General features: G+C 72.5%; 20 protein-coding genes and 1 rRNA gene. 13 read left to right on the forward strand and 8 right to left on the reverse strand.

The window, feature by feature from the left end:
- Positions 1–194 precede the first annotated feature (194 nt).
- From DEJ23_RS11260 to DEJ23_RS11270, 3 genes are all read left to right on the forward strand, one after another.
- A complete protein-coding gene (locus tag DEJ23_RS11260) occupies positions 195–1,679 on the forward strand; it encodes a hypothetical protein (protein ID WP_111240348.1) in 1,485 nt (494 codons plus the stop codon).
- An 81-nt stretch (positions 1,680–1,760) separates the two neighbouring features.
- Positions 1,761–2,390: an SRPBCC family protein gene (locus tag DEJ23_RS11265; protein WP_111240349.1), complete on the forward strand. Its 630-nt coding sequence runs from the start codon at positions 1,761–1,763 to the stop codon at positions 2,388–2,390.
- On the forward strand, positions 2,387–3,058 hold the full coding sequence (locus tag DEJ23_RS11270; RefSeq protein WP_111240350.1) for a DUF4166 domain-containing protein: 672 nt from the start codon (positions 2,387–2,389) through the stop codon (positions 3,056–3,058). The genes DEJ23_RS11265 and DEJ23_RS11270 overlap by 4 nt, the downstream gene beginning before the upstream one ends.
- A 210-nt stretch (positions 3,059–3,268) precedes the next feature.
- Here the strand turns inward: DEJ23_RS11270 and DEJ23_RS11275 are convergent, their stop codons facing one another.
- From DEJ23_RS11275 to DEJ23_RS11305, 6 genes are all read right to left on the reverse strand, one after another.
- The gene (locus DEJ23_RS11275) at positions 3,269–4,045 is read right to left on the reverse strand and encodes a DeoR/GlpR family DNA-binding transcription regulator (RefSeq protein WP_111240351.1); all 777 of its coding nucleotides are present in this window, start codon (positions 4,043–4,045) and stop codon (positions 3,269–3,271) included.
- A gap of 1 nt (position 4,046) precedes the next feature.
- Positions 4,047–5,054 (reverse strand): 4-hydroxythreonine-4-phosphate dehydrogenase PdxA, encoded by a 1,008-nt coding sequence (gene pdxA / locus DEJ23_RS11280; RefSeq protein ID WP_111240352.1) that lies wholly within the window; start codon positions 5,052–5,054, stop codon positions 4,047–4,049.
- A gap of 10 nt (positions 5,055–5,064) precedes the next feature.
- Positions 5,065–6,249 carry a four-carbon acid sugar kinase family protein gene (locus DEJ23_RS15735; RefSeq protein ID WP_181429228.1) on the reverse strand — a complete coding sequence of 395 codons (1,185 nt, stop codon included), beginning with the start codon at positions 6,247–6,249 and terminating at the stop codon, positions 5,065–5,067.
- Positions 6,246–7,268, reverse strand: coding sequence for a 2-keto-3-deoxygluconate permease (locus DEJ23_RS11295; protein WP_111240353.1), 1,023 nt, complete (start codon positions 7,266–7,268; stop codon positions 6,246–6,248). Before DEJ23_RS11295 ends, DEJ23_RS15735 begins: the two co-directional genes overlap by 4 nt.
- A 217-nt stretch (positions 7,269–7,485) precedes the next feature.
- Positions 7,486–9,657 carry an Ig-like domain repeat protein gene (locus tag DEJ23_RS11300; RefSeq protein ID WP_220034225.1) on the reverse strand — a complete coding sequence of 724 codons (2,172 nt, stop codon included), beginning with the start codon at positions 9,655–9,657 and terminating at the stop codon, positions 7,486–7,488.
- A gap of 80 nt (positions 9,658–9,737) precedes the next feature.
- On the reverse strand, positions 9,738–11,045 hold the full coding sequence (locus DEJ23_RS11305) for a HupE/UreJ family protein (RefSeq protein ID WP_258375473.1): 1,308 nt from the start codon (positions 11,043–11,045) through the stop codon (positions 9,738–9,740).
- 223 nt (positions 11,046–11,268) lie between these two features.
- On the opposite strand from DEJ23_RS11305, the gene DEJ23_RS11310 reads away from it, so the two are divergent.
- From DEJ23_RS11310 to DEJ23_RS15740, 4 genes are all read left to right on the forward strand, one after another.
- Positions 11,269–11,979 carry a hypothetical protein gene (locus tag DEJ23_RS11310; protein ID WP_181429229.1) on the forward strand — a complete coding sequence of 237 codons (711 nt, stop codon included), beginning with the start codon at positions 11,269–11,271 and terminating at the stop codon, positions 11,977–11,979.
- Between the two features lie 216 nt (positions 11,980–12,195).
- Positions 12,196–13,305, forward strand: a complete 1,110-nt coding sequence (locus DEJ23_RS11315; protein WP_111240354.1) for an acyl-CoA desaturase — start codon at positions 12,196–12,198, stop codon at positions 13,303–13,305.
- Between the two features lie 188 nt (positions 13,306–13,493).
- The gene (locus tag DEJ23_RS11320; RefSeq protein WP_111240355.1) at positions 13,494–16,307 is read left to right on the forward strand and encodes an alpha/beta fold hydrolase; all 2,814 of its coding nucleotides are present in this window, start codon (positions 13,494–13,496) and stop codon (positions 16,305–16,307) included.
- 240 nt (positions 16,308–16,547) lie between these two features.
- The gene (locus DEJ23_RS15740; protein ID WP_181429230.1) at positions 16,548–17,999 is read left to right on the forward strand and encodes a GAF domain-containing serine/threonine-protein kinase; all 1,452 of its coding nucleotides are present in this window, start codon (positions 16,548–16,550) and stop codon (positions 17,997–17,999) included.
- 6 nt (positions 18,000–18,005) lie between these two features.
- Here DEJ23_RS15740 and DEJ23_RS11340 read toward each other — a convergent pair whose 3' ends face one another.
- Together DEJ23_RS11340 and DEJ23_RS11345 are read right to left on the reverse strand one after the other, a co-directional pair.
- Entirely contained in the window at positions 18,006–18,260 is a 255-nt protein-coding gene (locus DEJ23_RS11340; protein ID WP_111240356.1) for a zinc-ribbon domain-containing protein, read from the reverse strand.
- Between the two features lie 35 nt (positions 18,261–18,295).
- Positions 18,296–18,994 (reverse strand): bifunctional 2-polyprenyl-6-hydroxyphenol methylase/3-demethylubiquinol 3-O-methyltransferase UbiG, encoded by a 699-nt coding sequence (locus DEJ23_RS11345; RefSeq protein WP_111240357.1) that lies wholly within the window; start codon positions 18,992–18,994, stop codon positions 18,296–18,298.
- A 318-nt stretch (positions 18,995–19,312) separates the two neighbouring features.
- Between DEJ23_RS11345 and DEJ23_RS15745 the strand changes: the two genes are divergently transcribed.
- The 6 genes from DEJ23_RS15745 to DEJ23_RS11370 all read left to right on the forward strand — a co-directional run.
- Positions 19,313–19,480: a hypothetical protein gene (locus DEJ23_RS15745; protein ID WP_181429231.1), complete on the forward strand. Its 168-nt coding sequence runs from the start codon at positions 19,313–19,315 to the stop codon at positions 19,478–19,480.
- Complete coding sequence (locus tag DEJ23_RS11350; protein ID WP_181429232.1) at positions 19,477–20,529, forward strand: helix-turn-helix domain-containing protein; 1,053 nt, start codon at positions 19,477–19,479, stop codon at positions 20,527–20,529. Before DEJ23_RS15745 ends, DEJ23_RS11350 begins: the two co-directional genes overlap by 4 nt.
- 107 nt (positions 20,530–20,636) lie before the next feature.
- A complete protein-coding gene (locus DEJ23_RS11355; protein ID WP_111240359.1) occupies positions 20,637–21,512 on the forward strand; it encodes an alpha/beta fold hydrolase in 876 nt (291 codons plus the stop codon).
- Between the two features lie 149 nt (positions 21,513–21,661).
- Positions 21,662–22,594 carry a C40 family peptidase gene (locus DEJ23_RS11360; protein ID WP_111240360.1) on the forward strand — a complete coding sequence of 311 codons (933 nt, stop codon included), beginning with the start codon at positions 21,662–21,664 and terminating at the stop codon, positions 22,592–22,594.
- Between the two features lie 46 nt (positions 22,595–22,640).
- A complete protein-coding gene (gene rlmN / locus DEJ23_RS11365) occupies positions 22,641–23,873 on the forward strand; it encodes a 23S rRNA (adenine(2503)-C(2))-methyltransferase RlmN (protein WP_111240361.1) in 1,233 nt (410 codons plus the stop codon).
- A 569-nt stretch (positions 23,874–24,442) separates the two neighbouring features.
- Positions 24,443–24,550 (forward strand): 16S ribosomal RNA (locus DEJ23_RS11370); the annotation flags it as partial.

Consider the following 24,550-nt stretch of genomic DNA (forward strand, 5'->3'; position numbering starts at 1 on the left):
CGAGGGACACCGCTCCGAGTACCAGGAGACGACGCTTCAGAACGACCACACTCGATCCTCGCTCGCCGAGGCTGCCCGTGCGTCCTTCGAGCGGAGGACATCGACTCGCCCTTCGAGGGCAGTGGCGCTCCGCCGGTACCCGCGTTGCGCGAGGGCAGCAGGGACGGCCCAGTCCGCTGCACTACGCTCCCGCCATGCTCTGGGGGAGACGACGCACGCTGACCGCCGCCATCACGGCCACCACGCTGACCGCGGTCCTGCTGCTGACCGGCTGCTCTGCGCAGGTCGATGCCGGGAGCGCCGGCGCGGTCGAGGCAGAGCGCGAGCTCTCCGGCATCGACGGTGTGCGGTCGGTCCGCGGGTCGGGCACGAACAACCTGCCGTTCGCGGGGACGGTCTCCGTCGTCGTGACGGCCGACGACGACCTGTCCGACGCGCAGCTCCTGCGGGTGACGCACGAGGTAGGGCGGTGGATCGCCGACGCCTCCGGCCAGGGAACGACCTACAGCGGCTCGATGGAGGCCGACGGGTTCGACTTCCCCGTGCGACGACACGCGTCCGAGAACGAGGAGCTCCTCTCCGTCGTCGACCGCTTCCGTGGTGACGACCGCTGGCTCGGTGGACGGGTGAGCGCTCCGGAGCCCTCCGGGACCGGGGGAGGCAGGATCGCGCTCGCCGTCCGGCACCCCGGCGACCTGGTGCGCGGGTGGGAGGCGGTCCGGAAGACCATGGCGTCGTCGGGCTGGGAGACCGCGACGGCCTCGGCGTCCTGGTGGCAGACGCCGCCCGAGGAGCGCCTGCCGTCCGATGACGCAGAGCTGCAGATCACGGACCACGTCCCCGGCTCCGACGACACCGTCGGCGACCCGAGCGTCGAGATCGCCGCGTACGAGCGGGTGACTGCCGCCCACGAGGTGACCCGTGCCTCCGTCGCACCGGGCCGTATCCACCTGCACCTGACGGACCTCGACGACGTCCGGGACGCGACCGCGCTCGCACGGCAGGCTGCGCCGGATGCCCAGGTCATCGTGGACGGCGGCATCGTCACCAAGGACGTGCCCCAGGGCGATGACGACCTGCCGGACGCCGCCGACTACGACGAGGCCGACCGGCTTGCGGCGGTCGCCGTCCGGCCGGGCGTCACGGCCGTCTCGGTCACACCGACCGGCCTCCGGGTGACGGTCGACGACCCGGACGAGGTCCTCGCGACCGCGACGGCGCTTGCAGCGGCTGCTCCGGCCGACCCCGTGACGTCGATCCGCGTCGGCCCACAGGAAGCCGCTGACGGCGCCGGTGACGCTGCTGATCAGGACATTGCGAGCAACGCGGATCGTCTGTCCGTGAGCGGCTCTCCGGAGATGCTGGACGCGTCGATCCAGGTCGGCACGCAGCTGCGGGGCTTTCCCCCGGCGTCCTCGGAACAGTTCGACACCAACGAGTCAGTCGCAGCCACGCTGTCCGACGTGGAGCAGGTGCCGGCCTTCGTCGAGGCCCTGCGGCCTGTGCTGCCGGACGGCACCGGGCTGCACGTCCGTCTCGCCGGCCGCGGCACCGGCGGCACGACGCAGCTGACCCTGCGCAACGGGGTGCTGACGGCCGAACCACTCCGCAACGGAGAGGAGCGGGGCACGGACCGGACCGATCTGGAGCGCGCGCTGCAGGACGCCTGGAACCGCTGATCCACGCCGGGTGGCACAGCCGCGACGACCCGTCCGAGGGGGTGACGCCGGTCGGCGCCGCGCAGGCGCTACTGTCGGCACATGGTGACCAGGGGCATCTACGTCGAGACCGTCATCGACGCAGACCTCGAGCGCGTGTGGGCCGCGACGCAGGACCCCGAGCAGCACGTCCGCTGGGACGTCCGGTTCTCCGAGATCGTGCCCGAGGGCGCAGAGGACGGTGCACCAACCCACTTCCGCTACGTCCGCCGCTCGCCACTGCACGACGTGCACGGCACCGGCGTGAGCATCGGGGAGCGCCGACGCCCGGATGGTTCCCGCACGTCGGCGCTGCGCTTCGGGACCACCGACCGCCTATCGCCGATCCGCACCGGCCGCGGCTACTGGCGCTACGTCCCGACCGACGACGGACGCACGCGGTTCATCACCGGCTACGACTACGACGGCGGGTGGGGTCCGCTGGACCTGGTCGTCCGGCCGCTCCTCGGTTGGGCGACGGCGTGGAGCTTCGACCGCCTGCGGATCTGGCTCGACGGCGGACCCGTGCCGGAGGCGTGGCCGCTCACCTCGGTCCTGCAGCCCTGGCGTCGGGACCGGCCACGAGCCTCCAGGACGCTCCGCGCACCCGCCGGCGGCACTCGACGGACCGACCACCTGCACGACGCCCCGGCCACGCTGGCGACGCTGCCCGACCCGAGGGGCGACCGATGACGTCCGTGTTCGAGGAGGCGCTCGGCGCCGACTTCCAGCGACTCCACCCGATGATGCGTCGGCGCTTCGGTGTCGGTCTCGACGCCGGTGAGGCCTGCACCGGACGCGGCGTCATGTCGTCGATCCGGCGCGGTCCGTGGTGGACCGTGCCCTTCCTGCAGATCGGACGGCTCCGGAACATCCTGGTGCCCGACGTGGGGGAGGACGTTCCGTTCACGATCGAGAACCACCCGTACCGGGACGAGCTCGGCCGCGAGACGGTGACGTTCGTGCGGACATACGCGACCAGGCCCGGCCGGACGGCGCGGTTCGACGCGACGATGGTGCTCGTCGACGGCAGGGTGCTCGACTACCTCGGCACGCACCAGCACCTGGCGGTCGACCTCGACCTCACGGTCGACGAGCGGGGCGGGCTCGTGCTGACGTCCGACGCACAGCGGTTCCACGAGGGGCCGGTCTCGTTCCGGTTCCCGATGCTCCTGAGCGGTCGTGCCACGCTGCACGAGTGGTGGTCGGAGGAGGACCAGGCGTTCCACGTCGACCTCGAGGTGCACAACCGGGTGTTCGGCTTCCTGTTCGGCTACCGCGGGACCTTCACGTGCGAGTGGACACCCGCGACCGACGCACCTGATCGGCTGAAGCCCGTGAGGACCGAAGCGCGCACCTGATGCTGGCTGAGCAGGCGGGGCACGTCTGCACGGTCGGCCCCGCTGCCGCCCGCTGCACCGTGTGGTGGTGCCGCAACCCGCGTGCGGTGCTGCGCGGCCGGGGTCCCGGCTGGCCGGACGATCGTCACGAACCCGCTGACCCCGACCACGAAGCCGGGTTGCGCCACGAGGGTTCCGCCCGTCGACCAGGGCATCGGGTCGACCGCGGGATCAGTCGGGCGTCGCCGCCACCTGCGCGACGTGCACCGTGACCAGGCCGGTCGCGCGGAACGGCTCCAGCTGCTCCTCGGTCGCGCCGTCATCCGTCACGAGCGACCACGGCCGGTCGAGCTGCGTCCACCAGTGCGCCGGTGCCGCACCGAGCTTGGACGCGTCCGCCAGCACGTACAGCTCCCGCGCCCGCTCGACCATCAGCCGCTTGAGGGACGCCTGCTCCGGCGTCTCCTCGCAGAGCCCGTACTGCGCCGAGACGCCGTCGGCACCGAGGAACGCGACGTCGGCCGACACGTCGGCCATGACCCGTTCGGCGAAGGGGCCGACGAACCCCGAGCTGATGTGCCGCAGCCGACCTCCGACGACGATGAGCTCGATGCCGGCACTGTGCTCGAGGACGGTGGTCGCGGTCAGCCCGTTGGTGACCACGGTGACGCCCTCGCGGTGGGCGAGGTTCTTCGCGAGCGCGCCGACGGTGGTCCCGGCGTCGAGGACCGCGACGGCACCCGTGTCGACGAAGGAGCTGGCCAGCCGGCCGATCGCGGCCTTCTGCTCGACCGCGATCGACTCGCGCTCACGCAGGCTCTGCTCCGCACCGCCGAGCGTCCGCGCTCCGCCGTAGGTGCGGACGACGTCCCCGTCCCGGGTCATCCGGTCGAGGTCGCGACGGATCGTCGACGCCGAGACCGAGAACACCGCTGCGAGCTCGTCCACGGTGACGGGCTTCTCCTGCAGCAGACGACTGATCTCGCGTCGACGATCCCGGGCGAGCACGCTAGCGGTCGCCGTCCACGGTGCGGGCCGGGGACAGGTCGACGGCCTGTCGGAGCGCTTCGAGCAGCGGTTCGTGGTCCACGATGTCCTTCCCGGCGATGTCGAACGCTGTCCCGTGGTCGACCGAGGTCCGGACGAACGGCAGGCCCACGGTGACGTTCACACCGTTCTTCAGCCCGAGCACCTTCACCGGGATGTGGCCCTGGTCATGGTACTGGGCGACGACCAGGTCGTAGTCGCCGCGGCTGGCGAGCATGAAGAGGGTGTCGGCGGGGAGCGGACCGATGACGTCGAGGCCCTCGGCGCGTGCGCGCTCGACGCCGGGGGCGATCTTCTGGGCCTCCTCGTCGTTGCCGAACAGGCCGTTCTCGCCGCCGTGGGGGTTGATGGCGGCGACGGCGATGCGCGGCCGCTCGTTGCCGGAGCGGACGAGCAGCTCGTTCCCGCGCGTGATGGTTCGGTACACACGGTCGCCGTCGATCGCGGCCACGGCGTCGACGAGACCCAGGTGTGTCGTGACGTGGATGACGCGCATGTTCGGGGCGGTGAGCATCATCGACACCTCCTCGACCCCGGCGAGCTCGGCGAGCATCTCGGTGTGGCCGGGGAACTGGTGGCCGCCCATGTGCAGGGCCGCCTTGTTCAACGGCCCGGTGCAGATGGCGTCGATCTCGCCCGCCACGGCGAGCTGGACGGCCTTCTCGATGAACAGGAACGCACCGTGTCCGGCCTCGGCGGAGAGCTCGCCCCAGGCCAGGTCTTCCGGGATGCACGGGATGTCGAGGACGTCGATGGTGGTCGGGTCGTCGGTCGCCTCGGACGGGGCGCTGATCCGGTTGACCGACAGCGGGCTCGAGACGACCCCCATGGCGAGCTGCAGGCGGCGGAGGTCACCGATGACGAACATCGTCCCCAGGGACCGGGTCGCCTCGTCGGCCATCGCCTTGGCGATGATCTCGGGTCCGACGCCGGCGGCGTCACCCATCGTGATCGCGATGATCGGCTTCATTGTTCTTCCTTCACTGCTCGGTGTTCTGCTGTCGGAGGGCCCGGACGGTGCGGGCGAGGGTGCCGGCGTCGCCGAACGCTCCCGCCTTCGTCACGAAGACCGGCCGGTGGTCGGGGTGGCTGCTCAGGACGACGCCGGGCTCGACGGTGCCGTGCACCCGGACGCTGTCGACGCCGAGTGCGTCGAGGACCGCCCGCGCGGTCTCGCCGCCCGTGAGGACGAGGCCGCCGAACCGGTGCGCGTTCCGCGCGACGGTCGCCGCGAGGGCCGCGGCGACGTCGAGGGCGTTGCCCTTGTCGACGGCGACGCCGAGGTCGGGGGTGAGGACGACGTCCGTCGTGGAGCTGGCGATCTGCTCCGTCGCCGCCTGTTCGCCGTCGTCGCGGTGGCGCAGCTCGACGTGCTCGGCGCCGCGGCGGACGAGTTCGTCGATCTGTGACCGCGCGGGGCCGGAGTAGCTCCCGACGACGACCAGGACCCGGTCGACCGTGGGTGGAGCCGGGGTCGCGACCGCTGCCGCGCCGTCGGCGGGCAGCATGTGGGCGGCGAGTCCGCCGGAGCCGGTCACCAGGGTGGGTGCCGTGACCAGCCGGGAGGCCCGGGCGATCGTCTCGAGGTCGGCCTCCGTCACCGCGTCCACGACGACCGCGTCGACGCCGTCGGCGTGCAGGCGGTCGAGCTGGGCGGCGAGCGCAGCAGGGGTGTCCGTCGGACGGGAGGTGAGCCTCCCGGTCCGGATCCCTGCGGCGGCCAGCGACGCGGCGACGTCTCCGGCGTGGTCGCCGTCGACGTTCGGGACACCGTCGACGTGCACGATCCCACCGACGGTCGTGCGGCCCGTTCCGGGGAATGCCGGCGCGACGACGGCGAGTCCGCGCTCGGTGTCGGACAGGGCGGCGAGGGCGGCGGCGACCTCGGCGCCGACGTTCCCGCGGAGCAGCGAGTCGATCTTCTTGAAGACCGGGCGTCCGAGCGTGACCGAGCGACGGACGACCGAGTCGACGAGGGCGGCTGCGTCCTGCTCGGACAGGTACCGGCTCTCGGTGTCGACGGCGAGCACGTCCGAGGCGGGCCACGGCACGTCCGGACCGAGGACCACCGCGCTGCTGTGCGCTGCCCCGTACCCGCCGGCCGCGTCGGCGGCGCCGGTCAGGTCGTCGGCCACGATCGTCAGGCCCGGCTGCGCCCCGCTCACGTGGCGGCCCCGTTGCCCGCGCTCTCCACGGGCGCGGCGTTCGCCGGCGTCCGGTGCGGGTCGCCCTTCTTCGCCGCGATGCGGCGCGCGTACCAGGCCACGACGAGGGGCGTGCCGATCGAGGTCACCACGACGGCGGCGGAGACCAGGACGGTCGCCGGACCGGCGGCTTCGCGGTACGCGGGGTTCGCTGCTGCCACCAGCATCGGCACCGCGGCGGCGTTGCCCGCGGTCGACGACGCCGCGAGGCCGCCCAGTCCGGTGCCGCCGGTCAGCCGGTCGGCCAGGAACAGGACCGCACCGCCGACGAACAGCACCACCAGGCCGAGCAGGACGCCGAGCAGTCCGGCGCTGAGGACGGTCTGCAGGCTGATGCCGAACCCGAGCGCCAGGCCGAAGAAGAAGATGAGCACGGGTGCCGCCGACGACAGGAACTTGCGCATGGCGGGGTCGAGCGAGCCGAGGACCATGCCGAGCACCAGCGGGATCAGTGCCCCGACGAGCGCCTGCCAGGGGAACGCCGACAGGCCGGCGACGCCGAGGATGAGCATGGTGAGGAACGGGCCGGACTCGATCGTCATGATCGAGTAGGCCGCGACGTCCTTCGGCTTCCCGTACTGCCCCATGAGGGCCATGTAGAGGCCGCCGTTCGTGTCGCTGAACGCCGCGACGAGCGCCAGCACGGACAGGCCGGCCAGGAACCCGCCCTGGACGGGGAGCTCGGACATGAACTGTCCGGCCACGACGCCGATGACGACGGCGAGCAGGACCTTCGAGCCGAAGAGTGCGCCGCCCTTCTTGAGGATGTACGGGGTCGCACGGAGGTCGATGCTCGCGCCCATGCAGACGTAGAACACCGCGAGGATCGGCGTGCTCCCGGTCAGGAGCCCGCCGGTGAACGACCCGAAGAAGTCGGCGGTGTCGGGGGCGACCGTGGCGAGGACGGCGCCCACCAGGAGCGGGACGAGCATCATCCCGCCCGGGACCTTCTCGATCGCTGCCTTGATCGGTACGGACATACGCAACTCCATCGTTTCGTTCCCGGCTCGCGGCCACGACCCGGTGGACCAAGAGTTGCACACTTTGCGCAAGTACGTGCGCAGTCTGTGCAAACAGCGCGGGCGCCGACGTCCTGGTGCGGGAGGGAACGGGGGACGGAAGCGGTGGGGCACGCGCACGACGAGGGCCCCGCGACCGTGGTCGCGGGGCCCTCGTCGGCACTGGTGCCGGGCGTCACTACTTGACGGTGACGGTCACCTTCGGGCTGGTGCTCGTGGTGAGCTCCGACGTCCCTGCGAAGACGGCGTGCAGCGTGTGCGCGCCCTTCTTCAGCTTCAGGGGCGTGGTCACCACACCGTTCTTGACCGTGACGGTCGCGAGCCGCTTGGACCCCTGGTAGATACGGGCCGTCCCGTCGACGGTGAAGCCCGTCGCCTTGACCTGCACGCGTGCCTTGCCGTCGCTGTACTTCAGCGCGGTCCGCGACGCGGCCTTCTCGACCGTGAAGGCGGTCGCCTTCGTGGTCTGCGAGTCCGTGCCCGAGAACGTCGAGTCGGCGTTGACGAACGATGCGCTGATCGCGTGCTTCCCGATCCGCAGCGTGCTCGGGAGGGTGAGGGTGGCCTTGCCGTCCGACACCTTCGCGGTGCCGAGGGCCTTGCCGCCGTCGGAGAACGTCACCGTGCCCTGCTGGGCGCCGATGCCACCCGCGATGGTCGCGGTGACCGTCGCCGGCTTCGCCGTGCGGAAGGTCTGCGAGGTGGCGGAGGTGCTGAGCGTCGTCGTGGTCTCCGGCAGCGTGGCGTGCAGCGAGAACGCGTCGACCGTCGAACCGACCGGGGCCGGGTCCGCGGTCGCGGTCGGCTGCAGCGTCACGCCGCAGGTGTCGACCCGGCCGTGCTCGACGGCGGCGTTGGCGGTGAGGCAGTCACCGGCGCGGATGTCCTCGACGGACAGCTTCTCGTCGGTCACCGAGACCTTGACGAACGAGCGGACGTGCTCCTGGTTCTCGACCGAGTTGGCCCAGTGACGCTGGCCGGTCGGGTCGAGCGGGTCCGCGCCGTAGCCGCTCTGCGTGGGGTCCGGAGTGGTCAGGTCGTAGTACTTCGACCCGGACGCCGAGTTCGCCGTCATGTAGATGACGCCGCCGGGGCCGGCGAAGACCTCGGGAGCAGCCGGCTGCTCGTCCGGGTTCGCCTTCTTGCCGTTCTTGATCGCGTAGCTGCGCGAGTACGAGTGGTCGTGCCCCTGCAGGACGAGGTCGACACCGAGGTCCGAGAACGCACGGGTGAAGTCGAACCGGCGCTGCTGGTTGTCGCGGTCGTTCGCGTGGTCGGCCGGCGAGTAGATCGAGTGATGGTAGACCAGCGTGATCCACTTGGCGTCGTCGCCGTAGCGGTTGATCACGTCGCGCACGTAGTTCACGTGGGACGCGTCGGACCCACCGGTGTAGGCGTTCGAGTTGATGTCGATGAACAGGACGCCCTTGTAGGTGTACCAGTAGTCGCCGCCCGAGGTCGCGGACGTGTTGCCGCTCGGGTAGAAGTCCGGCACCTTGAGCGAGTTCGGCACCTGGTTGTGCTGCTCGTAGGCCTTGCCGCCCACGTCGTGGTTGCCGATCGTCGACGCCCACGGGTAGCGCTTGAGCACGTCGCTGCTGTCGGCGAAGGCGCCCCACTCGTACTCGTTGTTGGCGTGCTCGACCTGGTCGCCGCCGGAGACGAGGAGCTCGGCGTCGGGCTCGGTCTTGGTCGCGTAGTCGAGCGTCGCCGCCCAGCCCGCGCCGTCCTCGTCGACGTAGCCCGACGAGCCGATCTGCGGGTCGCCGAAGAACAGGAAGTCGAAGTCGCCGGACGCGCTCTTCGTGGTGAACGTGTACGCGGTCGACCAGGCGGAGCCGTCCGCCGCCCCGACGCGGTACGTGTACGAGGTGTTCGGCTCGAGGTCCGAGATCGTGGCGTGGGCGTTGATGTAGCCCGCCTGCGCGGTGATGCCGGCGATGTTCCTCGTGTTCGAGTCCGTCGTGCTCGTGTCGGCCGCGGTGTTGGCCGCCTTCGAGGCCGCGATCGTCTGCTTGGCGTCGGTGAAGGCGCCGTCGGTCATCGTCGCGGTCTGCTGGATCTCCAGGGCCTGTGCGGTGTTCGTGGGGAAGTACCACGAGGCGATGCGCTGGCTCTCGGTCGCCCCGACGCCGAGCAGGATGTGGAGGGGGCCACCGGTGGAGACGTTGCTGGTGGGGGTGTTCGTCGCCGCGGTGGCGACGCTCGTGCCGACCGTCGAGGCGCCCGCGATGAGCGCGGCCCCGAGGACGGCTCCGCAGACGCGGAGGGTGGTGGTTCTGCGCCGTGTGGTGGCGCCGGACAGGAAGGACATGCGGGTCCGTTTCTCGAACGTGATGGGGAACAGCACACGTGACTCTGCACGGACTGCAAAACGTCTTGGTGAACGCTGAGTGACGATCAGGCCCGGGTTCCGTCCCGGACGTCGGATCAGCCCTCGACGATCCGCTGGACGAACCAGATCAGCCCCATCACGAAGACCCCGGCCGTCACGATGCCGGTCACCCACAGCGCGGCACGGTGTGCCCTGCGCCGCAGGAGCACGAGCACCGGGAACACGACGAGGATGATGCCGAGCTGCACCGCCTCGATCCCGACGTTGAACACCAGGAGCGAGACGAGCAACTGCCACGAGAACGCCTCGTGGATGCCGAGAGCCCCGGCGAACCCGAGGCCGTGGATGAGCCCGAACGCGAAGACGACGGCCAGGCGTGTCCATCCCGCCCGGTCCAGCGCGAACCGGCCGCGCGGACCGACCTCGAGGTCGTCGGCGTGAGACCGTCGACGCCAGAGCCGCCACAGGTACCAGCCGGCGACGGCGGCGATCGACAGCGCGATCAGCGGTTCGACGACGATCGCCGGCGGGCTGACCACACCGAGCGCGGCGAGGATGAACGTGATCGAGTGCGCGACGGTGAACGCGGAGGCGGTGTACACGACCTCGCGCAGCCGTCGCGAGCCGGCGATCAGCGCGACGAGGAAGAGGATGTGGTCGATCCCGGACAGCAGGTGTTCCGCCCCGAGGGCGAAGAACTCCCAGAACCGCTGCCCGGCCGACTGCTCGGTGGAGAACGACGGCTGCGAGGCGTCGAGCGTCGCCGAGCCCTGCCGGTCGTCCACGTCGTAGGTGACGATGGTCTTGGTGTCCCGGACGAAGGACTCGTCGTCGGGGAACAGCTGCGACCGGACGACGTGCCCGGGGCGGGTCTCGGACGGGGCCGGGCAGGTGTAGTCCAGCGACAGCTCCAGGTAGGGCACCTCGTCCTGCATGTCGACCGTCATCGGCCGGCCGAGGTCCGCCGTGCACGCTCGACCGCCCGCGGCCTCGACGGAGAACCGGTCGGTGACGTACGCGGCGATGCTGTCCCGGTGCGCCTCGGCCGCCGAGACCATCCCCGGGAAGTCGCCGTCGTCCCACGCGCGCTGACCCCGCTCGTGCAGCGGGTCGTCGTCCTCGCTCGTCGCGACGGACACGAGCACCAGGTCGTACTCGAGCCCGAGGTCGGCACGCACCGACTCGGGCCGGTCCGACGTCACGTCGGCGTACACGACGGAGCTGAAGCCGTGGGCGGACGCGGGCGCTGCGGCGGCGCCCACCGCGACGACCACCGAGCCGAGCAGCGCGGCACCGGCGACGACACGTGCCAGCGCGCCGGGGGACCGGCGTCCGGCGGCGGACGAGCGTGCTCGTCGGAGGACGGGCGGGCGGGCGGGACGGGGAGTGGAGCGGGAGATCACGCGCAGACGATCCGGCCCAGGGACGACCACCGGGTGAACAGCAGGTGACGGGCACCGGACCGGGTGCTGGACAGCACGTCCGATCGGGCCGCGGGGTCGGTCGGACGTGTTTCGATGGTCCCGGTCACAGCACCGGGACCAGGGTCCGCGGTCGCGTCCGCCGGTCCGACCGCCGGCTCCCGTCCTGCCCACCACTCGTCACCACACCCACCGAGGAGGCCCAGTGGCGCGCCACGTCGTCCGGCCCACCGTCCTGCTCACCGCCGTCGCCGTCGTCGCCGCAGGGGCCCTCGCGCTCGCCGCGTGCTCCACCGGCTCGCGTGACGCCGCCGACACCGCACCCTCGGCCGCGGCGTCGACGTCCGCCGGGGCGCTCGGCGCCGGGTTCGCCGATCCCGACGAGCCACCGGCGCCCGAGGCGACCATCCACCCCGAGCCCGGTTCGTGGTCCGGCGTGCACCCGCCCGAGGGGTACGAGGTCGTGTTGCTCGCGGACGCGGGAGACGCCGCCGACGACGCCCCGACGCGGACCCTGGTCCGGGCGGTCGAGTCGTGGGCCGGGGACGAGCACGTCGACGTGACCCGTGTCACGGCAGCGGATCCGGACGACCGCATCGGGGCGGTCATCCGCGCCGTCGACGCCCGTCCGGACCTGGTGATCAGCGTCGGCGACCACATGGTCGACCCGCTCGCGGCGGTGTCGCCCTCGGCACTGCACCAGCAGTTCCTGGTCGTCGGGGCCGAGATCGCCGAACCGACGTCGAACGTCACCGCGGCCGACTGGACGGGCGCGGGCTTCCGCGGCGAGGGACTCGGGTCGTCGAGCCACCACGACCCGTCGACCTTCACCGAGGAACGTGCGGGCCGTGCGCTGCGCGCCGGCACGGCCGCGGTGCTCCACGACCTCCGCGGCGTCGTCGTCTGGGTGCGCTGAGCCGTACCACCGCACCCGTCGGCGGACGGGAGGCGCGGGGCGGGCCCGCCCCGCGCCTCCCGTCCGCCGCGGCCACGCTCCCACCGGTGCGTTCATCGGACTTCCGGTCGACGCACAGGCGTTCTCCCGGTCGGGTGACCTACGGTTCGGGGAAGCGCGGATGCGTGAACTCTCCGGACCGGTCGAAGGGCCGCTCACCACAGAAGGTCGGTCTCGATGACGACGACCCCGCTCGCCCCCGGTTACACCCGGACCCGTCCCGGTCCCGGCAGCCGCAACGGCACCTCCACCTACTCCTCGCTGCTGGCGCAGGTCAAGGAGCACGGACTGCTCCGTCGACGGACCGGTTTCTACTGGTCCCTGTTCGGCAGCCTGGTCGTCGGCCTCGCGCTCGCATGGGTCGCGTTCGCGTTCCTCGGCGACTCGTGGTTCCAGCTCATCGTCGCCGGAGCGCTCGGCGTGATCTTCACGCAGTTCGCGTTCCTGTCGCACGAGGCCGCGCACCGCCAGGTGTTCGCGTCGCAGAAGTGGAACGACCACGCCGGACGGTGGCTCGGCACGTTCCTCGTCGGGCTCAGCTACTCGTGGTGGATGAACAAGCACACCCGCCACCACGGCAACCCGAACACACTCGGCAAGGACCCGGACATCGCGCCGGACGGCATCCGCTTCCTGCCCGAGGACGCGGCCGCCGTGCGCGGACCCGTGATGCGCGCCTTCATGCGCATCCAGGGGTGGCTCTTCTTCCCCCTGCTCACGCTCGAGGGCCTGAACCTGCACCGGTACGCCGTCACGTCGATCGTCACGGGCAACGGCACGAAGGCCGACGTGCGGCACCGTTGGCTCGAGGGCGCGATGCTCGTCGCCCGCTTCGGCATCTACCTGACGGTCGTGTTCTGGTTCCTGCCGTTCGGCATGGCCTGCGCGTTCCTCGGCGTGCAGCTCGCGGTCTTCGGCGTGATGATGGGCGCCTCGTTCGCGCCGAACCACAAGGGCATGCCGACGATCGCGCACGATGCGAAGGTCGACTTCTTCTCGCGGCAGGTCCGGACCTCGCGGAACATCCGCGGTGGCTGGTGGGTCTCGTTCCTGATGGGTGGCCTGAACTACCAGGTGGAGCACCACCTGTTCCCGTCGATGCCGCGGCCGGCGCTCAAGCGGGCTCGGCTGCTGGTGCGCGATCACTGCGAGACCCTCGACGTGCCCTACACCGAGACGACGTTGCTGCGGTCGTACGGCATCGTCGTCCGCTACCTCAACCGGGTCGGACTGGCAGCACGCGACCCGTTCGCCTGCCCGATGGTCACGCAGCTCCGCATCCACTGACGGACGGCGCCCCGTACGGGGCGTCGCGCGTGGGTGCCGGACGGCCGCTCCTCGCGGGGTCGGCCGCAGCGTCGCGCCACTGCGGGAAGTCGCAGGTCTGCGCGGGATGCCGCACACGCCCTCCGACGGAGGACGGGCCCGGGTTAGCGTCGAGCGACCACAGTCCACAGCACGCTGAACGGGGCCGCATGCTCATCTCGACGACCGACACGACGGGCGACGCGACGACGCCGCAGCCCACCAGCACGACGAACACGGGCCGCACGACCGACGCGGGCCGCACGCGCGCGGCCGAGCCCACGCCGCCCGTACATGAGACGTCCGTCCTCGACGGTCTCGCCGCGGTCGCCGACCGCGCGCCGGATTCCCTGGCCGTCGTCGACGAGCACACCGAGACGACCCACGGCGAGCTGGACCGCACCGCGCGGGCCCTCGGGCTGCTCCTGCACGAGCGGCTCACCCCCGACGACCACACGGGCCGCGGCGTCGACCCCGAGCCCGGGGGAGCGACCGTCCCCGTCGGCACGATGGTCGGTCACGGTGCCGGATCCGTCCTCGCACTCCTCGGACTCCTGCACGCCGGCCGGGTCGTCGTCGCGCTCGACCCGTTCCTGCCCGAGGCCCGCCTGCAGCACGTGATGGCGCTCGCCGGCATCGTCGACGTGGTCGCCGATGCCGACCACGCCGAGCGCGCCGCCGCCCTGGTCCCGGAGCACGGCCGGGTCCTGCCCTTCGCCGAGGTGCTCGACGACGCCCGCGCGACCGCGGCGGTACCCGGCGACATCGCCCCCGTCCCCGGCGCCCGCGAGCGCGGCGGTCGTGACCCGATGGTCATCATCTTCACCTCCGGGTCCACCGGCGCCCCGAAGGGCGTCACGATGACCCACCGGCAGATCGTCGTCGACACCGTCGCCCAGCACGAGTCGTTCCGGCTCGTCCCGGAGGACCGGGTGGCCTCGGTGCTCCCGCACGGCTTCGCGGCCGGCTTCACCCTCGTCCTCTCCGCGCTCCTCGCCGGGTCCTCGGTGCACCTCGCCGACCCGCGTCGCACCGGTGTCGACCGGCTGGTCACCTGGATCCGCGACGCCCGGCTGACGACCCTGCACACCACGCCGCACCTGGTGCGGTCGATCACCGGTGCCCTCGACCCGTCGGACGACCGGCTGCGCGGCCTGCGGATCGTCGCGACCGTCGGCGAGGCGGTCACCGGCCCGGACGTCGCCGGCCTCCGACCCCTGCTCGGCCCGGACACCTCGTTCTGCAACTGGACCGGGTCGAGCGAGACCGCCGTGTACGCCGTGAACGAGATCCGTGCGGGTGACCCGGTCCCGGAGCGGAGCGTGCCGTCGGGCCGGATCGTCTCCGGCAAGCGCATCGAGGTCCGCCGCCCCGACGGATCCGTCGCCGACGTCGGCGAGAGCGGTGAGGTCGTCTGCATCTCGGACGCGATGACGAGCGGGTACTGGGGCGCGCCCGAGGTGACCGCCACCCGGGCGGGCACCGCCGACGACGGCACGCCCACGTGGTCGATCGGCGACCTCGGTCGCTTCGACGAGCAGGGGATGCTCACGCTGCTCGGCCGCGCCGACGACGCCGTGAAGGTCCGCGGCTACCTCGTCGAGCCGAGCGAGGTCGAGGCGGCGCTCCGCACCGTCGACGCGGTGCAGGAGGCAGCGGTGATCGCCGTGAAGGCGCCGCCCGCGCCGACCCGGCTCGTCGCCTACGTCGTCAGCCGCCCCGGCCGGCGCTCGCCGTCGCCGGCCGCGATCCGCAAGGCGCTCCGCGAGCTGCTGCCCGACTACATGGTGCCGACCGCGATCGTCCCGGTGCCCGCGCTGCCCCGCAACGAGCGCGGCAAGGTCGACCGTGCGCGCCTGCCCGAGGCACCGGCACTCGGCGCGACCGTCGGCGAGGACGGTCAGGAACTCGGCGAGGAGACCTACGACCAGTGGCAGCTCGCCGTCGGACAGATCTGGGCCGAGGTGCTCGGTCTGCCGACCGTCGGCCCGCTCGAGCTCCCCGCCGTCGGGCTGGACAACGACTTCTCCGCGCTCGGCGGCGACTCGCTGTCCGCCGAGGAGATGCTCGCCGCCGTGGCCGACCGGCTCGGCGTCGACCTGCCGTCCTCGGAACTGCTCGAGCACCCGACGCTCCGGACGTTCACGGCCCGCATCCGGCTCGGTGCCGCGGCGACCCCGAGCCACCCCGACATCGTGACCCTGACCGCGCGCAGCGGTGACGACGCGGAGCCCCTGTTCTGCGTCGCCGGCGCCGGAGCCCTGGCACTGACGTACGTCCCGCTGGCCCGGCACCTGGGCGACCGCCCGGTGTACGCGTTCCAGCAGCACGGCCTCGAGCGCCGCTCGGTGCCGGACTGGAGCATCCGCGCGATGGCCCGCCGGTACATCGAGCTCATGCGCGTGGTGCAGCCGCGCGGACCGTACACGCTCGTCGGGCACTCGTTCGGCGGACTCGTCGCGCTCGAGATGGCCGCCGTGCTCGCCGACGCCGGGCACGAGGTCCGCCGGGTCGTCCTCCTCGACACCTACCTGCCGGAGCAGGCGGCCGAGCAGGCCGACGTGGTCGAGTTCGGCGAGCTCGACCTCGGACGTCCCACCGCCCGCGCCGTTCCCGTGGCGCTCCAACGGCTCGCCGACCGCACGAGCGGCTTCCGGAGCCGCATCGTGGCGCCCTTCGGTCAGCTCGGGCGGCACGCTCGCGCCTACGGGGCGGGCGTCCTCCGATGGGAGGGGCAGCGTCAGTTCCGCGCCTTCTTCGACCACGCGCTCGTCGTCTCGCGCGGACACGAACCGCGTGCCTACACGGGAGCCGTCACCCTCGTCGTCGCGGACGGCAACGAGTCGGGCGCGGCCCGCTGGGCGCGCTACCTGCGCGGTCGGGTCGACGAGGTGCGCGTGCACGCGGAGCACAGCTCGGTCCTGCGGGAACCGCACGTCGCCGAGGTCGCTGCCGTCGTCGCAGAGCGGACCGCCTCGGTCTGACGGGCGGCGGTTCGGACGGGAGGCGCTGCACCGGACCGGTGCAGCGCTTCCCGTCCGACGCGTGGTCGGGTCCGCGCCCCTCGTGCCGGGAGGTGCGAGCGCGGCCCGGCGTCGGGCGGACGAGCCGTTGGGCGCGGGCGCGGCGTGGGCGACCCTCCGCCGAACGCAGATCCGCGGACGCGACGGGCACGGGGATGCGAAGATGCATCGTTGCCCGCTGACACCGACGACGAGGAACGAATGGGACACGACGACGCAGCGCCGCTCCTCGACGGTCGGTACCGCATCGAAGCGGCGATCGGCCAGGGCGGCATGTCCGTGGTCTACCGCGCCACCGACGAGAGCCTGCACCGCCCGGTCGCCGTGAAGCTCTTCCACCCGGGGTCGGTCGACATCGCCCGGCAGGAGGCGGAGCTCGGCGTGCTCGCGGGTCTCGAACACCACAACCTCGTGAGCCTGCTCGACGCGGGCGTCGTCACCGGGGCCGACGCGATCGCCCAGCGCTTCCTCGTCATGTCGCTCGTCGTCGGCCAGGACCTCGAGGCGCGACTGTCGGTCGGGCCGCTCGCCTCGCGGCACATCGCCGAGATCGGCTACGACATGGCCGAGGCGCTCGACTACATCCACGCCCGCGGCGTCGTGCACCGTGACATCAAGCCGTCGAACATCCTGCTCGTCGACTACGGGAACGGCTCGGAGCGCGCCCGTGCTCGGCTGACGGACTTCGGCATCGCCCTCGCAGCGGGCGTCGAGCGGCTCACCGCCGACGGCGTCACGACCGGGACCGCCGCGTACCTCAGCCCGGAGCAGGCGCGCGGCGGCGACGTCGGTCCCGCGAGCGACGTGTACTCGCTCGGACTCGTGCTGCTGCAGTGCTTCACGCGGCGGCGGGAGTTCCCGGGGTCGCTCGTCGAGTCGGCGATCGCGCGGCTCTCCCGTGACCCGGTCGTGCCGGAGCCGCTGCCCGAGCACTGGAAGCACCTGCTCCGGGCGATGACCGCGCAGGACCCGGCAGCGCGTCCGCTCGGCGGGCAGCTCGTCACGATGCTCCGCGACGTGCTCATCGCCGAGACGACCGGTACCGAGACGACCGGCAGCGCGGCGGTCGGTGCCGCGCCGACCGGCCCCGCGACGAGCGGCGCGGCCCGACCCGTCACCGGGCAGTCCGCGGTGACGACGGGGTCACCGGCCGCGGTCGACACCGGCCGTCCGGCGACCCTGGACACGCTGCCCGAGGAGTCCCTGCAGCGCACCGTCGCGATGGCAGCACGGCTGTTCGACGCGCCGATCGCCCTGGTCGACGTCCTCGACGAGGACCGCGAGTGGACGCAGTCGTGGATCGCTGACGGCATCGACGACGCCGCGCGCAGCATCAGCTTCCGGAGCGGCTTCGCACCGGTCCCCGTCCCCGTGGTGATCCCCGACGGCTCGGTGCACCCGGAGATGCGGCAGAGCCCGCTCGTCACCGGGCCGCTCGGCATCCGCTTCTACGTCAGCGTCCCGCTGCTCCGCCACGACGGCACCGCCGTGGGCACCCTCGCGGTGCTCGACGTGCGGCCGCGCGAGGCCACCGAGGCGGACCTCGCGAACCTCCGCGACCTCGCCGCGCTGGCGGTCACGCAGCTCGAGATCCGCCAGGAGACCCTGCGCACCACGAGCGACGCGCTGCCGCTCGACGGCGGCACGCGCTGACCGGGCTCAGGCCCCGGGGTGCTCGGCCGCCCAGGCCTGCGCCCGGTCGGCCTGCTCGGCCGTGAGCCGCGTCACCGCGCCGCAGTTGACGCACTCGTTCCGGTAGGACCGCGACAGCGGCACGAGCGGCACGAAGAACAGGCTGAGCGTGGTGGTGCGCCGGACCACCCGCTGCGCCGCGTGGACTCCGCACACCCCACAGACGAAGCGGACCACGGTGAGCAGGGTCTCGGTGCCGCGGGTGCCGAAGATCAGGAACACGTCTGCGACCCTACGCGGGCGGCGGATGACGACCGTCAGCCGTGCGCACGGGGCGCGGCGCCGGCCTCCGCCCGTCGCCGCACCAGCACGACGCCGTCCACGGTGTCGTGCCGCCGGCCGTCGGGGCCGGTGGCCGTGCGCGGGCGTCCCTCGGCGACCACGACCTGCCACCCGTCGTCGAGCCGCAGCGCCGCCAGGTCCTGCTCCGGCGTCGGGAACCGGTACGACCGGAACTCCTCGGGGAGCTCGGCGTGCGGCGGTGCCGCGTGCGCCGTGATCAGCAGGTGACCGCCCGGCGCGACGAAGGACGTCGCCCGGTGCAGGATCGCGTCGCGCGGGATCTCGACCGGCCACGACTGCAGGAACGACGCCGTCACCAGGTCGAAGCGCTGCCCGGGTGGCGGCGTCCACGTCGCCAGGTCCGCCGCGACGAACGCCGTGCGCTCGGTGACCCCCGCTGCGGCGGCCGCCCGCTCGGCCCGCGCGACGGCGGTGGTCGACAGGTCGACCCCCGTCGCGGTCCAGCCCTGCTCGGCGAGCCAGACGACGTCACCGCCCTCGCCGCAGCCGAGGTCGAGCGCCCGGCTGCCACCGCGCGGCACCCCGGCCGCGACGTCGGCGAGCACCGCGTTCACCCGGCCCGACCAGATCCCGTCGCGTTCGGCGTACCGCGCCTCCCACCAGTCCTGTGCGGAGCCGTCCGCGGCGGTTCCCTCGGCGTCATGTGCGTGCATGCGCCCAGTGGAGCGCGTGCGACCACCCGACCGCAAGCTCCGTTGCCGGACCGGCAACGGGTGGAGGGGGCGACCGGACGACGGACGGGAGGCGCGTACCGGGCCCGCGCCGCGCCTCCCGTCCGCCGGGCGCGCGCCGCGCTCCGCACGGCCCGTCCGAAGTGCGCGGACCGACGCCCCGTCCCGGGGACGGTCACGGTGCCGCGCGTACCGTCGCGACCACGACGAGTTCGTCCGGTGTCCGTCACCACCGAGCCGCGGGGTCCGCCGATCCCGAGGGCCGCGGAGCCGGGACGTGCGTGATGCAGGGAGCACGAGATGTCGACGTACGAGGCTGACCAGCGCGTCCAGCAGGTCAAGATCACCAGCTACCGCAACCTCAGGCGGGCCGTGCGGCGGGGATGGGTCCTGCCGGACGGCGTCGTCACGCCGTCGCTCGCGGACCTCGCGCGGCTCCAGGGCCCGGGCGGCGGTGGACGCACGTGATCACCGCGACCGACGTCCCGCCAGCCGAGGACCAGGTCGCCGAGCTCCGGCGCACCTCCGTCCGCGACGTGCGACGCAGCGGCTCCGACCCGGACGAGGCCCGCGCCCTGTACGAGGCGGTGTACGACGGCCGGGACCTCGCGTTCCGGCCGGACGGCAACCGGCCGTTCCGGTACCGCTACCGCTCCACGGGGGACGGTCGCGTCAGCCTCTGCACCTCGTCGGTCTCGGCACACCGCACCGGCGTGCTCGCTCCGGAACGGCAGTACCTCCTGGCGTGGTCGGTCGAGGGCGGCGTCGTCGTCGACCCCGACCGTGAGGACGGCGTCACCCTCCGGCCCGGCGTCCCCGTCATGTGCCCAGCGGGTCGACCGTTCACCGTGACCGCCCCGCCCGGCACCGTGCACCTGGTGCGGTTCGACGCCGACTTCCTCGAAGCCGTCGCGGTGATGGGGCGGTCCGACGCCCCGATGCCGCTGTCGTTCCCGATCGCCGTGCCGTCGGCCCGCCTCGCACCGTTGCAGCGGGTCCTCCGCGAGGTCGCCGAGCCGATGCTCGACGTGGACGTCGTGGCCGGGGAGCGCGCGACCCTGGACCTCCGCGTCGCCGAGGCGGTGCTCGAGGCGTTCCGGCCGGAACCCGCCGACGGTCCGCCGGACGGCCCGGTCGCCACCCTCGACCGCGCGAAGGCCTACATGTACGCGCACTTCGCCCGGCCGCTCTCGGCGGCGGAGATCGCGGCCGCGGCCGACGTCAGCGTCCGCACGCTGCAGGAGACCTTCCAGCGGCAGGAGGGCACGACCCCGACGGCGTTCCTCCGGGACCTCCGGCTCGACAAGGCGCGGCTCGCGCTGCAGCTCGCCGACGCCCGCGAGACGTCGGTGTCCGTGGTCGCCCACTCGTGCGGCTTCCGCCACATGGGTCGCTTCTCCGGGGCCTACGGCGAGCAGTACGGGGAGCACCCGGGCGAGACGCTCCGCGGGCAGCGTCGGCTCATCGCCGTCGCCGACGGTCTCGACCGCCCGGTGCCGTCGCCGCGCCTCCACTGAGCGACCAGACCGCCGTCTGACCGGATCCGCAGGTCGGCCGGGAGGCGCACGGCGCGTCCACCGCTCGCGCCGGGTCCGCCCCACGGTGCGCTGGGTACCGTGCAGGGATGCAGCGCGGAACGTCACCGAGCACCGGCACGGCCGGGATCGCGGTCGCCGTGCGCGGGACCGGGGCCCCGGTCCTCGTCCTGCACGGCACCCCTGGTGGGATCCGGGCAGCCGACGTGATGGGACGTTTCCTGCCGTCCGACCGCTTCCGGGTCGTGACGCTCTCGCGCCCCGGGTACACGGGCACGTCGCTCCTCCCGGAGCACGCCTCGCTCGACGACGAGGCGGACCGGTACGCCGCGCTCCTCGACCGCCTGGGCATCGACCGGGTCGCGGTGCTCGCGTGGTCCGGCGGGGGACCGGTCGCGTACCGCTTCGCCGTCCGCCACCCCCACCGGGTCCGGGCACTGGCCGTCGCCGCCGGGCTCTCCGCGCGGTGGGTCCCGCCGGAGCCCTCGCCGGCCGAGTGGGTCGTCGCGCACACGACCTTCGGCGCCGCCGCCGCTGCGCTCGCCGCGCGCCTGGTGCCCGCCGTGGTCGTGCGCACCGCCGAGGCGGGCGTCAGCTCGTTGCGCGGCCGCGACCTGTCCACCCACGTGGCGGAGGTGCTGCGCGACCGGGCGCGACGCCGGGTCGTGATCGACCTGTCGACGAGCGGGAACGCCGCGGGTCGGAACCGACCCGGATGGGACAACGACGTGCGCGTGCTCGGTGCGGTGGACGACCTCGACCTCGGTGCCGTCACGGCACCCACGCTCCTCGTCCACGGCGACGCCGACACCGCGGTCCCCCTCGAGCACAGCGTCCGCGCCGCCGCGGCCGTGCCGGACGCCGAACTCGTGACGCTGCGCGGCGGGACGCACTTCGGGCTCTGGGACCACCGCGACGCCGCCGCGGTGCAGGAGCGCGTGCGGGTCCACCTCGAGCGCGACTGACGCGCTGCGCCCTCTCGACTCCCGACCGAGCCAGGGCAGCGACGCAGGCTGAGACGAACCGCAGGAAGCGGGGCACACTGCTCGGGCGGTCGCAGGTTCGTGACCAGTACGGTTTCTTCCCGAGTCGTTCGACCGACCCGGAAGGAACCATGGGACGTCACGCCCTGCCCGCAGCCCTCGACGGCGACCGGCCGGCAGCGCCCGAGCCGACCTCACCCGCCGAGCCGCGCCGTCCCCGTGGCCGTCGTGCCGCCCTCGGTCCCGCCGTCGCCCGTGCGACCTTCGTCGAGCACACAAAGCCCGCCCGCACCGTGGTGCTGTCCGCGCCGCGTCCGGTCGCCTCGGCCGCGGTCGCCGGGCCCGCGGTGCCGTCCCGCTCCGCCGCACTCCGCGCCGAGCGCGCGGCGGACCCGCGGCACGTCCGTCGGACAGCGAACGCCAAGCGCGCGGCGATCCTGCTCGCACCGGCGCTCGCCGTGACCTCGAGCCTGACCCTCGCGGTGCCCGCGGACGCAGCGCCGGAGTCCACCGCGCACGGTTCGCCGGCCGCGGCTCAGGGGTACGACTCGCAGTCCTTCACCGTCGCCCGCGACGTCGAGGTGCCGGTCGTCCAGACCGACGGCACGACGACCACCACGACGGTCGTGTCCTACCCGACGATCGTCACGAAGTGGGGCGTCACGACGCAGCAGGCCGAGAGCGCCATCTCGGAGGTGCTGTCGGCCGGCGGCAAGCGCGCGACCATCGTGTCGACGGCGCTGCAGTACATGGGCGACCCGTACCTCGAGGGCGGTGCCAGCCACTCCGGCATCGACTGCTCCGGCCTGACGATGGTGGCCTACGCGGCCGTCGGGATCCCGCTCGTGCACTACGTGCCGTCGCAGGACGCGGTCGCCACGACAGTCCCCGAGTCCGAGGCGCTGCCCGGCGACCTGGTCGTCTTCGACGACGAGGACCACGTCGGCATCTTCCTCGGCGACGGTCTCGTGCTGCAGGCGCCGCACCCGGGCGACCCGGTCGACATCGTGCCGATGTACCCGAACGCGCACCACTTCGCCAGGCTCCTGCCCGCGGGGGAGTGACCGGCCCCCGTCCCGGGGCCTTGCGCGCCTGTCGTAAACTGGAGTGATGGCCACCGAGACCCGCACCCCGTTCGAAGAGCAGCGTTCCGCTCGTCCGCAGGTGCGCCCGCGTACCGAGGGGTGGACCCAGGCGCAGGACTCGGAGGGCCGCCCGCTCCTGCAGTTCGCGTCCCCGAAGCGGGGCAAGCCGCCGGTGCACCTGGCCGACCTGACGGTGGAGGAGCGGGTCGAGAAGGTCAAGGAGATCGGCCTGCCCGGCTTCCGCGCGAAGCAGCTGTCGACGCACTACTTCACGCGCTACTCGTCGGACCCGGCGACGATGACCGACCTGCCGGCCGCCCAGCGCGAGGAACTGGTGGCGGGCATGCTGCCGCCGCTGCTCACCGAGACCCGTCGTCTGGCGACCGACAAGGGCGACACGATCAAGTTCCTCTGGAAGCTGCACGACGGTGCCCTGGTCGAGTCGGTGCTCATGCGCTACCCCGGCCGCATCACGCTCTGCGTCTCGTCGCAGGCCGGGTGCGGCATGAACTGCCCGTTCTGCGCCACGGGCCAGGCCGGCCTCACGCGCAACATGTCGACGGCCGAGATCATCGAGCAGATCGTCCGCGCGAACGCGGCCATCGCCGCCGGTGAGCTCGGGGGCGACCCGCGCAAGGGCGGGCAGGACCGCGTCGACGCCGAGCGCGTCACGAACATCGTCTTCATGGGCATGGGGGAGCCGCTCGCGAACTACAAGCGGGTGATGGACGCCGTCCGGACGATGATCGCGCCGCAGCCGCACGGGCTCGGCATGAGCGCGCGGGGCATCACGGTCTCGACCGTCGGCCTGGTGCCGGCGATCAAGAAGCTCGCGGACGAGGACATCCCCCTGACCTTCGCGCTCTCGCTGCACGCGCCCGACGACGAGCTCCGCGACGAGCTCATCCCGGTGAACTCGCGGTGGAAGGCCGACGAGGCGATCGACGCCGCGTACGAGTACTACGCGAAGACGGGCCGTCGTGTCTCCATCGAGTACGCGCTCATCAAGGACATGAACGACCACGCCTGGCGCGCAGACCTGCTCGCCGAGAAGCTCAACGCGCGCGGCAAGGGGTGGGTGCACGTCAACCCGATCCCGCTCAACCCGACGCCCGGTTCCGTTTGGACCTCGTCGGAGCCCCACGTGCAGGACGAGTTCGTCCGCCGGCTCAACGCCGCGGGCATCCCGACGACGCTGCGGGACACCCGCGGCAAGGAGATCGACGGCGCCTGCGGCCAGTTGGCTGCGGCGGAGTAGACCGCTCGGCGGTCGAGCCTGGAGGCACGGTGCGGTTCCGCACCGTGCCTCCCGTCGTTCCCGGGGCGGGACGCACGTCGGCCGCCCGTCGACGGAGCAGGGGACGTCGGGTCACGAGTGCCCACTCGACAGCGACTGCTCCATCGTCGAGCGCGATCGGCTGCGCGGTACCCCGCCTTCCGCGCGTTCTCGGGGAAGCCGGGGGACGACACGCCCGGGCGTCGACCCGGTTCGCCGAGCCCTGGGAGCGTGTGTAGAGTAATCACTCGTTGCCGCTGAGGCGGAGAACGGAACGGCCGGTTCGGTCGCCTCCGAGTCTCGCCTGGGCAACCAACTTCCAGCCCCTCTGATGATGTCCGCGGTTCGCGGTCGGAGTGGGGGGTGCGTCTGGTCCTTGAGAACTCAACAGCGTGCACATTGTCAATGCCAATTATTTTGACCCCGTGCCTGGCCTGCTTCGGCGGGTTGGGTCGGAGGCAATTCCTTTTGGATTGAATTGATTGTCAGTAGACAGTCTTTACAGTCAAGATCAACTCGGCCATGTTCTTCGGGATGTGGTTGGTAATTTTTTTACGGAGAGTTTGATCCTGGCTCAGGACGAACGCTGGCGGCGTGCTTAACACATGCAAGTCGAACGATGATGCCCAGCTTGCTGGGTGGATTAGTGGCGAACGGGT

Origin of the sequence: Curtobacterium sp. MCSS17_008 (assembly GCF_003234185.1) — a bacterium.
In the GTDB taxonomy this organism is placed as follows: Bacteria; Actinomycetota; Actinomycetes; order Actinomycetales; family Microbacteriaceae; genus Curtobacterium.